Source organism: Paraburkholderia sp. BR13444 (assembly GCF_040948755.1).
Lineage (GTDB): Bacteria > Pseudomonadota > Gammaproteobacteria > Burkholderiales > Burkholderiaceae > Paraburkholderia > Paraburkholderia youngii.
Window position 1 is genome coordinate 175181 of the sequence record NZ_JBFPKM010000008.1, and the last position, 12134, is coordinate 187314.

Sequence of the window (12134 nt, forward strand, 5' to 3'; positions counted from 1 at the left end):
CCGCATAGGCCGCAAGTCCGGCGAACGCACTTTTGCCGCATACGTATCACGCACCAGAGAGACCCATGCTGACCGGAAACATACTCACCACCGAAGGGTGGATCCACGGCACGCTCGAATACGAAAACGGCCGCATCACGGCGCTGTCAGGCGAGCGCGTCGATCCGTCGACGAACGACGCACCGTACATCCTGCCCGGCTTCATCGATCTGCACGTGCATGGCGGCGGCGGCGCCGACGTCATGGAAGCCGGCGACGCGATCGAAACGATCACCCGCACGCATGCGCGCTACGGCACCACGAGCCTCCTCGCAACGACGATGACCGCGCCGCGCGACGAACTGATGAACGTCGTCGCCGGGCTCGGCACCGTCACGCGGGCGCGCACGCCGGGCTGCGCGCGAGTGCTCGGCGTGCATCTGGAAGGGCCGTACATCAACCCCGGCAAGCTCGGCGCGCAGCCCGACGCGGCGGTATCGGCGGTGATGGACGAGGTGCTCAAGTATCTGTCGATCGCGCCGATCCGCGTCGTCACGCTGGCGCCCGAGATCGCCGGCCACATGGAGATCATCTCCGAGATGGCGGCGCGCGGCGTGCGCGTGCAGCTCGGCCATTCGCTCGGCACCTACGACGACGCGGTCGCCGCGCTCCAGCACGGCGCGTGCGGCTTCACGCATCTGTTCAACGCGATGTCGCCGCTGCATCACCGCAACCCTGGCCTCGTCGGCGCGGCGCTCGCGCACGCCGAATACGCCGAAATCATTCCCGACCTGCTGCACGTGCATCCGGGTGCGATCCGCACCGCGCTGCGCGCGATTCCGCGCCTGTACGTGGTGACGGACAGCACGTCGGCCACCGGCATGCCCGACGGCGAGTACCGCCTCGGCAGCCAGCACGTGACCAAGTGTCTGGGCGGCGTACGGTTGGCCGACGGCACGCTCGCGGGCAGCACGCTGACGATGGATCAGGCGCTGCGCAATCTTGTCTCGATCGGCCTGCCGATCGCCGATGTATCCCACCGTTTGTCGCGCTACGCCGCCGACTATCTCGGCATCGAGGACCGCGGCCGCATCGCGCGCGGTGCGTGGGCCGACGTGGTCGTCTTCGACCGCGAGCTGGCGCTTAGCGCAACCTACGTCGAAGGAGAAGCCATTGTCGAATATGCTTAAAGAAGCGCTCGCGTCCGCCGCAGCGGTCGCCGAGCAGCTCAAGGACACCTCGCGCGTCGCGGCGCTCGCCGCGAAGCTCGCGCAACAGCCGCGCCACGTCGCGCTGACCGTCGCGCGCGGCAGCTCGGACCACGCCGCCAGTTACTTTGCCTCTCTGACGATGAGCCGCCTGGGCGTGCCGGTCGCGTCGCTGCCGATGTCGGTCGCGACGCTGCAGCAGGCGCCGCTGCAGGTGCGCGATCAGCTTGCGCTCGCGTTTTCGCAATCGGGCAAGAGCCCCGACCTCGTCGGCACGATGAACGCGTTGCGAGCAGCCGGCGCGCTGACGGTCGCCGCCGTCAACGCCCCGAGCTCACCGCTCGCCGACGCGTGCGAGTGGCATCTGCCGCTCGTCGCCGGTCCCGAGCTGAGCGTTGCCGCGACCAAGAGCTACATCGCGATGCTGTCGATCTCCGCGCAACTGGTCGCGCATTGGCAGAACGACGCCGAGTTGCTCGCTGGACTGAATACGCTGCCCGACGCGCTGGAACGCGCGGGCCGGCTCGACTGGTCGATGGCCGTCAACGAGTTGCGCGGCATCGAGCGGATGATCGTGATCGGCCGCGGCCTTGGCCTCGCGATCGCGCAGGAAGCCGCGCTCAAGCTGAAGGAAACTTCCGGCATCCAGGCCGAAGCGTTTTCGAGCGCGGAAGTGCGTCATGGTCCGATGGAGCTGATCGACCGCGACTATCCGCTGCTCGTGTTCGCACCGCGCGGGCCGGAGCAGGCGGGTCTGCTGCAACTCGCGCACGACATGCGCGCGCGCGGCGCGCGCGTGCTGCTCGCGGCACCCGATGACGTTGCGGAAGCTTCGCTGCCGCTCGTCGCCACCGCACACGCGGCGCTCGATCCGATCGCCGCCATCCTGTCCTTTTACGTGATGGCCGCGGATCTTGCCGCCGCGCGTGGGCGCAATCCCGACGCGCCACGCCATCTGAACAAAGTCACCGAAACTCACTGACGAGAACGACGATGCGACGTGTCGAGAAGTCCAACCTGATGAGCCATTCCGAAGATCACATTGTTTTGCTTGCACCGCTGACCGGTCCGGTGGTGCCGCTCGCGAAGGTGCCGGACCCGGTTTTTGCGGGCGGCATGTTCGGCGACGGCATCGGCGTCGATCCGCTCGAGGGGCGGCTCGTCGCGCCGTGCGACGGCGTCGTCGCGCATCTCGCGCGCACCGGCCACGCGGTGACGCTCGAGAGCGCCGAAGGCGCGCAGATTCTGCTGCATATCGGTATCGACACGGTCGGACTGAACGGCAAGGGTTTTGCGCCGATGGTCGCGCAGGGCGCCAAGGTGCGCGCCGGTGACGTGCTGATCGAGTTCGATCAGGATCAGGTCGCGCTGAACGCGCCGAGCCTCGTGTCGGTGGTCGCGATCGCGAATTCGGATGCGTTCGAGATCATCGAGCGGGCCCCGGACGGTCACGTCAAGGCCGGCGCAACGCCGCTGCTGGTGCTGCGCGCGCGCGAAGGCGTCAGCCATGACGCGGCGCGCGAGGCGTGCGCCGCGCAGGTGATGGACGAAGCGCGCCGGCAGATCACGTTGACGCACGCGGGCGGTTTGCATGCGCGGCCCGCGGCGCGAGCGCGCGAAGCGGCGCGCGGCTTCGACGCGCGCGTCGAAGTGCGCTACGACGGGCGCAAGGCGCCGATCGAAAGCGTGGTGGGTCTGCTGGGACTCGGTGCCGGCGAAGGCGCGAGCGTCGAGCTGCTCGGCGTCGGTCCGCACGCGCAGGCGGCGGTCGATGCTGTCGCCGATGAACTGACGCGCGAAGCGCACGGTGAGGTGGAACACAAGCCCGCGCGGCCGGCGACAGCACCGACGACCGTGGTTGCCACGCCCGCCGCGGGCGAGCCGCTCGCGCCGAATACGCTCGCGGGTGTATGCGCTGCGCCGGGCGTCGCCGTCGGCAAGCTGGTGCGCTGGGACGACGCGGATATCGATCCGCCCGAGCAGGCGAGCGGCACGTCGGCGGCGGAAAGCCGTCTGCTCGACAAGGCGATCGCGACCGTCGACGCCGATCTCGACACGATCGTGCGCGATGCGTCGCAACGCGGGGCGGTCGGCGAGGCGGGAATCTTCGCGGTGCATCGCGTGCTGCTCGAAGATCCGACGCTGCTCGACGCCGCGCGCGATCTGATCAGCCTCGGCAAGAGCGCGGGTTTTGCGTGGCGCGAGGCGATCCGCGCGCAAATAGACATCCTGAGTAATGTCGAAGACGCACTGCTCGCCGAGCGGGCCGCCGATCTGCGCGACATCGAAAAGCGTGTGCAGCGCGCGCTCGGCTACACGAGCAGCGCCGCCCGCACGCTGCCGGACGAGGCGGTGCTCGCGGCCGACGAATTCACGCCGTCGGATCTGTCGTCGCTCGACCGCACGCGTGTGACCGCGCTCGTGATGGCACGTGGCGGCGCGACCTCGCACGCGGCGATTCTCGCGCGTCAGGCGGGCATCCCGGCGCTGGTCGCGGTCGGCGACGCGTTGCATGCGATTCCCGATGGCACGCAGGTGGTGGTGAACGCGAGCACCGGCCGGCTCGAATTCGCGCCGACCGAACTCGACGTCGAGCGCGCCCGGTGCGAACGCAGCCGCCTCGCCGACGTGCGCGAAGCGAATCGCCGCACCTCGCAACAGGCAGCGGCGACCGCCGACGGCCGCGCAATCGAAGTGGCCGCCAACATCGCCACACTCGACGACGCGAACGCCGCGGTCGACAACGGCGCCGACTCGGTCGGCCTGTTGCGCACCGAGCTGCTGTTCATCCACCGCCCGGCCGCGCCGAGCGCGGACGAGCACCGCCACAGCTATCAGGAGATCGTCGATGCGTTGCGCGGCCGCAGCGCGATCATCCGCACGCTCGACGTCGGCGCGGACAAGGAAGTCGACTATCTGACGCTGCCGCCCGAGCCGAATCCCGCGCTCGGCCTGCGCGGCGTGCGCCTCGCGCAGGTGCGCCCCGATCTGCTCGACGACCAGCTGCGTGGCCTGCTCGCGGTGCGTCCGATCGGCGCGGTGCGCATCCTGCTGCCGATGGTCACCGATGCGGGCGAACTGATCCGCATCCGCAAGCGTATCGACGAACTGGCACGCGAAGCGGGCAGCACCGAGCCGGTCGAAGTGGGTGTGATGATCGAAGTGCCGTCGGCCGCATTGCTCGCCGATCAGCTCGCCCAGCACGCCGATTTTCTGTCGATCGGCACCAACGACCTGACCCAATACACGCTCGCGATGGACCGCTGCCAGCCCGATCTCGCGGCGCAGGCGGACGGCCTGCATCCGGCGGTGCTGCGGCTGATCGCGGCGACCGTCGAAGGCGCCGCGAAGCATGGCAAATGGGTCGGCGTGTGCGGCGCGCTCGCCGGCGACCCGCTCGCGATGCCGCTGCTGGTGGGCCTGGGTGTGACCGAGCTATCGGTCGATCCGGTCTCGGTGCCCGGCATCAAGGCACGCGTGCGCACGCTCGACTATCAGTTGTGCCGCCAGCGCGCTCGCGAGGCGCTCGCGCTCGACTCGGCGCAGGCGGTTCGAGCCGCAAGCCGCGCGACGTGGCCGCTCGATTGAAAGATTAATCAAATGGAGAACTCCAACGCCGTGCGTCCGGCAGTACGGCTGCCTTCACGCGCGGCGCGATTCTCCGCATTGCTGCACTACTCACCGAAGACTTACCCCACGAGACAAAATTGGAGATACCGATGGATGCAAATCCGTTTCTGAAGATACAGCGCCTGGGACGCGCGCTGATGCTGCCGATCGCGGTGCTACCGGTCGCCGGCCTGCTGCTGCGGCTCGGCCAGCCCGACGTGTTCAACATCAAGATGATCGCCGATGCGGGCGGCGCGATCTTCGACAACCTGCCGCTACTGTTCGCGATCGGTGTGGCGGTCGGCTTCGCCAAAGACAATAACGGCGTCGCGGGTCTGGCTGGCGCGATCGGCTATCTGGTGCAGACCGCGGTGATGAAGGACATCAACGACAAGCTCAACATGGGCGTGCTGTCGGGGATCATCGCGGGGATCGTCGCGGGACTGCTGTACAACCGCTACAAGGACATCAAGCTGCCCGACTACCTGGCGTTCTTCGGCGGCAAACGCTTCGTGCCGATCGTGACAGGCGTGGTCTGCGTGGTGCTAGGCATCATATTCGGCCACGTGTGGGCGCCGGTGCAGAGCGCGATCGATCTGGCCGGCCACTGGCTCACGACGGCCGGCGCGCTCGGCGCCTTCGTGTTCGGTGTGCTGAACCGCTTGCTGCTCGTCACGGGCCTGCATCACATCCTGAACTCGCTGACGTGGTTCGTGTTCGGCAGCTTCACGCCGGCCGGCGGCGCGGCGGTCACGGGCGACCTGCACCGCTTCTTCGCCGGCGACCCGACCGCGGGCACTTTCATGACCGGCTTCTTCCCGGTGATGATGTTCGGCCTGCCGGCCGCGTGTCTCGCGATGTTCCACGAGGTGCCGAAGGAGCGTCGCGCGGTGGCCGGCGGCCTGCTGTTCTCGATGGCGCTCACGTCGTTCCTGACCGGCGTGACCGAGCCGATCGAGTTCAGCTTCATGTTCCTTGCGCCGGTGCTGTATGCGATCCACGCGCTGCTGACGGGGCTGTCGCTTGCGATCTGCTCGGCGCTCGGCATTCACCTCGGCTTCACCTTCTCGGCGGGCTTCATCGACTACGTGCTGAACTTCGGTCTGTCGACGAAGGGCTGGTGGGCGATTCCGCTCGGCATCGTGTACTCGGTCGTGTACTACGGTCTGTTCCGCTTCTTCATCCGCAAGTTCAATATGGCGACGCCGGGCCGTGAGCCCGCCGCTGCGGAAGAGCAGGTCGAGTCGTTCGCGGAGGGTGGTTTCGTCGCGCCGGCGGCCGGTGCGGCCGTGCCGCGTGCGCAGCGTTATATCGTGGCGCTCGGTGGCGCAGCGAACCTGTCGGTCGTGGATGCGTGCACGACGCGTCTGCGCCTGTCGGTCGTCGATGCGGACAAGGTCTCCGAAAGCGAACTGAAGTCGATCGGCGCGCGTGGCGTGCTCAAGCGCGGCGCGAACAACGTGCAGGTGATCATCGGACCGGAAGCCGACATCATCGCCGATGAGATGCGTACGGCGATCGCGCAGGGTCAGGGCGACGCAGTGAAGGTGGCGAGTGCTGCCGTGTCGGCGCCGGCTACCGCTGCCGCGCCGGCTACCGCTGCCGCGCCGGCCGCGCGAAACGCCGGGCACGCCGACGACGCGCAAGGCGGTCCGCTCGACCCCGATCCGCTGCGTTGGCTCGCCGTGTTCGGCGGCGCGGGCAACGTGGTCTCGCTCGATGCGGTCGCGGCGACGCGTCTGCGCGTGGTCGTGCGCGATGCGGCGGCGATCGATCGTCAGCGCCTCGCGTCGCTCGATACCGCGTGGGTGTCGACCAACACGTTCCATATCGTCGTCGGCGAGGCCGCGCAGCGCTATGCGCAGAAGCTGGCCGAGCGGCTGTCGTCGCAAGGCGGTGGCGCGGGCGCGGCGCCGGTACCCGCTTGATCGGCTGATGGCTGTTGGGCACTGTTGAGAGAAAAAAAACGGCACCTTGTCCCATCCCAAGGTGCCGCTTTCGCGTCTACGACCAAAGCGTGCGGCCAGGCGAGCCACCCGCTTATGGTCCCGCTCAATACATCGAATGGTGGTTTTCCTTGATCGCAGCGGCGGTCACCTTGCCGCGCATCACGCGATAAACCCAGCCGGTATAGAGGAGGATGATCGGCAGGAACAGGATCACCGCGAACAGCATGATTTCGAGCGTCATCTGACTCGACGTCGAATCCCACATGGTCAGGCTGCTGCGGCCGTCGAGTGACGAAGGCATGATGAACGGGAACATCGAGAAGCCCGCGGTCAGGATCACGCCGACGACCATCAGCGACGTCGACAGAAACGCCGTCGCCTCGAAGCGCGAGCGTGCGAGCAGCACCGCGAGCACCCCGCCGACCAAACCCGCGAGCGGCGCGATCGCCATCCACGGATAGAGCGCGTAGTTGTTCAGCCACAAACCCGGCGCGCCGATCACGGTTTTCATCAAAGGATTGGAGACCGCGTCGAGCGGCGGCATGTCGACGATCTGATAGCCGCCGATCATCGTCGCGACGAGCGCGCCCGCGATGAGAAACAGCACCACCGCGCATAGCGCCGAGAGCCGCAGCGCCTTCGACGCGCGCTCGTGAACCTCGCCATCGGTCTTCCACTTGACGAACGCCGCGCCGTGCGCGGCCAGCATCGACACGCTGACGAGACCCGTCAGCAGCGCGAACGGATTGAGCAGGTCGAAGAAACTGCCGTGATAGGTGACGCGCAGATCGGTATCGAACGAGAACGGCACGCCTTGCAGCAGATTGCCGAACGCGATGCCGAACACCAGCGCCGGTACGAAGCCGCCGATGAAGAGACCCCAGTCCCACGCGTTGCGCCAGCGCGGATCCTCGCGCTTGCCGCGATAGTCGAACCCGACCGGACGGAAGAACAGCGCGAACAGCACCAGCAGCATCGCGAAGTAGAAGCCCGAGAACGATGCCGCGTAGGCGAGCGGCCACGCCGCGAACATCGCGCCGCCCGCGGTCACGAACCAGACCTGGTTGCCTTCCCACGTCGCGCCGACCGTGTTCACGACGATGCGGCGCTCGGCGTCCGTCCTGGCGATGAACGGCAGCAGGATCGCCGCGCCCATGTCGAAGCCGTCGGTGAGCGCGAAGCCGATCAGCAGTACACCTATCAATACCCACCAGATCAGTCTGAGAGCTGCGTAGTCCATATGGCTTATTCCTCTGAAGCGGTGTGGCGGCGCGTCACGCGGCCGTGTTCGACAGCGGCTGAGTCACCTGCTGGTCGTTCTCGTGGTGATAGCGGCCGGTATGCAGCGACGAAGGGCCGAGCCGTGCGTACTTGAGCATCAGCATGATCTCGATGACGAACAGCCCCGTGTAGAACAGCACGAAGCCGCCGATGCTCAGATACAGATCGCGCGGCGTCAGTGTCGATGCGGCCAGGTTGGTCGGCAGAATGCCCGCGATGCTCCACGGCTGGCGGCCCATTTCGGCGACGATCCAACCGAGCTCGGCGGCGAGCCACGGCAGTGGAATCGCGATGACCGCCCAGCGCAGGAACCAGCGACGCTTTTCGAGCAGCAGCGTGCGCTGCGCGCAGAACCAGAACGCGAGCACGAAGGTCGCGAGGAACAGCAGGCCGAGGCCGACCATCATGCGGAACGAGAAGAACAGCGGCAGCACTGGCGGAATCGTGCTTTTTGCCGCGGCCGCGATCTGGTCTGGCGTCGCATCGGTGACGTTCGGCGCGAACCGCTTGAGCAGCAGGCCGTAGCCGAGATCTTCCTTGTACTTGTCGAACGCGGCGTGCGCTTCGTCGCTCGAGTCGCCGCCTTTCAACTTCTGCAGCGCCGAGTAGGCGAGCATGCCGTTCTTGATACGCCCCTCGTTTTCGACGATCAGGTCGCGCAGGCCGACCACGGGTTCGCTCAGCGAGCGGGTCGCGATGATGCCGAGCGCGTACGGCACGCGGATCGCGTAGTCGGTGCGCTGCTCCTTTTGATTGGGAATACCGAATACCGTGAACGGCGCTGGCGCGGGCGCGGTCTCCCATTCGGATTCGATTGCGGCGAGCTTGACCTGCTGGACTTCACCGGTGCGATAGCCGGATTCGTCGCCGAGCACGATTACGCACAGCGCCGACGCGAGGCCGAAACCGGCGGCGATCGCGAACGAGCGCAGCGCGAACTCGGTGTCGCGGCGCTTCAACAGATACCACGACGACACCCCGAGCACGAACATCGCCGCGGTCACGTAACCGGCCGACACCGTGTGCACGAACTTCACCTGTGCGACCGGGTTGAAGATCACCGAGCCGATGTTGTCGAGCTCCATGCGCATCGTCTGGTAGTTGAACGTCGCGCCGACCGGATTGTTCATCCAACCGTTGGCGATCAGAATCCACAGCGCCGACAGGTTCGATCCGAGCGCGACACAGAACGTGACGATCAGATGCTGCACTTTTGACAATCTGTTCCAGCCGAAGAAGAACAGACCGACGAACGTCGATTCGAGGAAGAACGCCATCAGTCCTTCGACGGCGAGCGGCACGCCGAAAATGTCGCCGACGTAATGGGAGTAATAGGCCCAGTTGGTGCCGAACTGAAATTCGAGCGTGAGGCCAGTCGCGACGCCCATTGCGAAGTTGATCCCGAACAGCTTGCCCCAGAACTGCGTCATGTCCTTGTAGATCTGCTTGCCGGTCATCACGTAGACCGACTCCATGATGACGAGCAACCAGGCGAGGCCGAGCGTGAGCGGCACGAACAGAAAGTGATAAAGCGCCGTGATGGCGAACTGGAGCCGCGACAGTTCTACGACTTCGCTAACGGGCATGTTGATCACCTCCGGACGGGTGCGGGGCGGGCACCGACAGCAGTGCCTGCGCGACCTGCTGAGACGGCAGCATCATCTGCTCCGCCTGCGGATGATTGAAGAATGCGAATTTGAGCGTCATCAGCAGGGCGAACTTGATGACGAGGATGATGGCGATATCGCGCGCCAGGGTTGGACCGCGCACCCACCTGGTGAACCCGCCGCGCAAGCGCGACCGGACAGTGCTGCTGCGATTGAGGGCTAGGGTCATGATCGGTCGAAAGACGACTTCACGCCGGAGAGTCCGGCCGGATCCAGACCGCCCTTGCCGTCAGGCTGTCTGGCGAATGCATGCCGACAGTAGGAGGGAGAACCTCGCGCGCTCAGGGTTAGCCATGCGGCATCACGTCGCGAAACTTGCCGCGTCTGTGCAGTATTGCTACCGGACTCGCGATACGTCAAGAAAGGCTTACCGGGCTCGACAGGCCGGCTTGGGGACAGGCCTACGCGAATGCGCTGCGGCCGGGAGACGCACGAATGGACGAAAGGAATGAAAAAGCCCCGCCGTCTTGCGAGGGCGGGGCTTGAGCGCGATGGTCGCTAAATAGTACGCGACCGGTTACCGTGTGTCGCTTTTACCCACGTCGTCGGCGGGACACAATTGACGCGCGCATGGCTTCGACGTTTTTACGCGTATTCGGTCAGTGCGCCGCGCATCTTCTTCATCGCGCTGGCTTCGATCTGGCGGATACGTTCGGCCGACACGCCGAACTCGTCGGCCAGCTCGTGCAACGTGGAGCCGCCCGAGCCGTCGTCGGCCACCTTCAGCCAGCGCGCTTCGATGATGCGGCGGCTGCGCGGATCGAGCGCGTCGAGCGCGCTTGCGATGCCGTCGCTTTGCAGCCGGTCGCGCTGACGCGAAGCCAGCACGGCGGTCGGCTCGCTATGCGAGTCGGCCAGATAGGCGATCGGCGCGTACGACTCTTCACCGTCTTCGACCTGACCTTCGAGCGCGATATCGCCGCCCGACAGACGCGTTTCCATCTCCGCGACCTCTTCGCGCTTCACGTTCAGTTCCTTCGCGAGACCTTCGATCTCGTCCGGCGTGAACGCGCCGAGGCCCTGCTTGTGGCTGCGCAGGTTGAAGAACAGCTTGCGCTGCGCCTTCGTGGTGGCGACCTTCACCATGCGCCAGTTGCGCAGGATGTATTCGTGGATCTCGGCCTTGATCCAGTGCATCGCGTACGACACGAGGCGCACGTTTTGCTCGGGGTCGAAGCGCTTGACCGCCTTCATCAGGCCGATGTTGCCTTCCTGGATCAGGTCGGCGTGCGGCAACCCGTAACCGAGGTAGTTACGCGCGATCGACACGACGAGCCGCAGGTGCGACAGCACGAGGCGGCGCGCCGCCTCCAGATTGTCATGTTCGCGCAATTCAATGGCGAACTGGCGTTCTTCCGCCGGCGTCAGCATCGGAATCCGGTTGACCGCCTGAATATAGGCGTCGATGTTGCCCAGTTGACCGGACAGCAGCGAGGAATGCGAGAGCGCCAGTGCACCTGCCGGAGCGGCCTTAGCCGACGACGGGCTCAAAGTACTCGGAAGGGTCATTGCATGGCTCACGTGTGAAGCTCCTTTGGAATCAGACAATAGCGTACTCAGTAAACGACTCCAGCGATGGATGTTAGCACTCAGATCTGCCGAGTGCTAATACTTAGATGTCGCAGGGGTATCCAAGTTCCGGAAAATCCTATGGAGTCTTGAGTTCTGATAGTCATCATACGCTCTATTTGCACTGTGCGTTGAACCTGTACAAATTACCGTTCGAGGCGGCTGCCGCCTCATGATCGACTGACATCGTTCTGTTCTAAAGTGAATAATTGCTGTTTGGGCGCATAACCTGGAACATACTTGCCCCTAAATCGTGCTCGGAACAAAGGGGGCGCTCGCTTAATAGTCACCAGGATGGGGGCTGAATGAACAACAAGAACCTTGTGATCCGTGGACTTACTCTAAAAAGTGCGTTGGCCGTTCTGCTGCTGGGTGCGGCGGGCGCGTCCCGGGCTGACCAGTTCGGCGTGCAGGTGGCCGCCGGCGTCGGTGATCGTCACGTCAAGAGGCTCGATCTCGGCGTGGTCTGGGACCCCAACCTCACCTGGTGGCAGATCGGCGACTGGCATTTCGCGCTGATCGGCGAGGCGCACGTCGCGTGGTGGCACACCAATGAAGGAAACGTTCACGACAACATCGGCGAGATCGGTGTGACGCCGGTGATCCGCTTCGTCAAGTCGTCGGGCTTGGTGCGGCCATTCATCGAGGTGGGTGCCGGCGTCGGGCTGCTGACCAGCCCGCGCATTTCTTCCGACTTCACGTTGGGCACCGCGTTCCAGTTCTCCGAGATGGCGGGCGTCGGGCTGCGGTTCGGCGCTCATCAGCAGTATGTCGCCGGCTACCGCTTCCAGCATGTTTCCAATGGCGGTATCAAAGAGCCGAATCCTGGTATAAATTTCAGCCAGCTATATTTGCAATATCACTTCTGACCG

Annotated in this window: 9 protein-coding genes; 5 read left to right on the plus strand and 4 right to left on the minus strand. The window is 65.5% G+C overall.

The features are described 5' to 3' along the window. The first annotated feature begins 65 nt into the window (after positions 1-65). The 4 genes from nagA (at position 66) to nagE (ending at position 6724) form a co-directional block, all read left to right on the plus strand. A complete protein-coding gene (gene nagA / locus AB3X95_RS23070) occupies positions 66-1169 on the plus strand; it encodes an N-acetylglucosamine-6-phosphate deacetylase (RefSeq protein WP_368622651.1) in 1104 nt (367 codons plus the stop codon). Then, entirely contained in the window at positions 1153-2169 is a 1017-nt protein-coding gene (locus AB3X95_RS23075) for an SIS domain-containing protein (protein ID WP_176125079.1), read from the plus strand. The genes nagA and AB3X95_RS23075 overlap by 17 nt, the downstream gene beginning before the upstream one ends. 11 nt (positions 2170-2180) lie before the next feature. Beyond that, positions 2181-4775 carry a phosphoenolpyruvate--protein phosphotransferase gene (gene ptsP / locus AB3X95_RS23080; protein ID WP_368622652.1) on the plus strand — a complete coding sequence of 865 codons (2595 nt, stop codon included), beginning with the start codon at positions 2181-2183 and terminating at the stop codon, positions 4773-4775. 131 nt (positions 4776-4906) lie between these two features. Then, positions 4907-6724, plus strand: a complete 1818-nt coding sequence (gene nagE / locus AB3X95_RS23085; RefSeq protein WP_368622653.1) for an N-acetylglucosamine-specific PTS transporter subunit IIBC — start codon at positions 4907-4909, stop codon at positions 6722-6724. A gap of 124 nt (positions 6725-6848) precedes the next feature. Here the strand turns inward: nagE and cydB are convergent, their stop codons facing one another. From cydB to rpoH, 4 genes are all read right to left on the minus strand, one after another. Further along, on the minus strand, positions 6849-7985 hold the full coding sequence (gene cydB, locus AB3X95_RS23090; protein ID WP_368622654.1) for a cytochrome d ubiquinol oxidase subunit II: 1137 nt from the start codon (positions 7983-7985) through the stop codon (positions 6849-6851). A 34-nt stretch (positions 7986-8019) separates the two neighbouring features. After that, on the minus strand, positions 8020-9612 hold the full coding sequence (locus AB3X95_RS23095; protein WP_176368428.1) for a cytochrome ubiquinol oxidase subunit I: 1593 nt from the start codon (positions 9610-9612) through the stop codon (positions 8020-8022). Further along, positions 9602-9862, minus strand: coding sequence for a cytochrome oxidase putative small subunit CydP (gene cydP / locus AB3X95_RS23100; RefSeq protein WP_368622655.1), 261 nt, complete (start codon positions 9860-9862; stop codon positions 9602-9604). Before cydP ends, AB3X95_RS23095 begins: the two co-directional genes overlap by 11 nt. 416 nt (positions 9863-10278) lie before the next feature. After that, positions 10279-11214 carry an RNA polymerase sigma factor RpoH gene (gene rpoH, locus AB3X95_RS23105; RefSeq protein WP_176125074.1) on the minus strand — a complete coding sequence of 312 codons (936 nt, stop codon included), beginning with the start codon at positions 11212-11214 and terminating at the stop codon, positions 10279-10281. Between the two features lie 353 nt (positions 11215-11567). On the opposite strand from rpoH, the gene AB3X95_RS23110 reads away from it, so the two are divergent. Next, positions 11568-12131, plus strand: coding sequence for an acyloxyacyl hydrolase (locus AB3X95_RS23110; protein ID WP_368622656.1), 564 nt, complete (start codon positions 11568-11570; stop codon positions 12129-12131). The last annotated feature ends 3 nt before the right edge of the window (positions 12132-12134 follow it).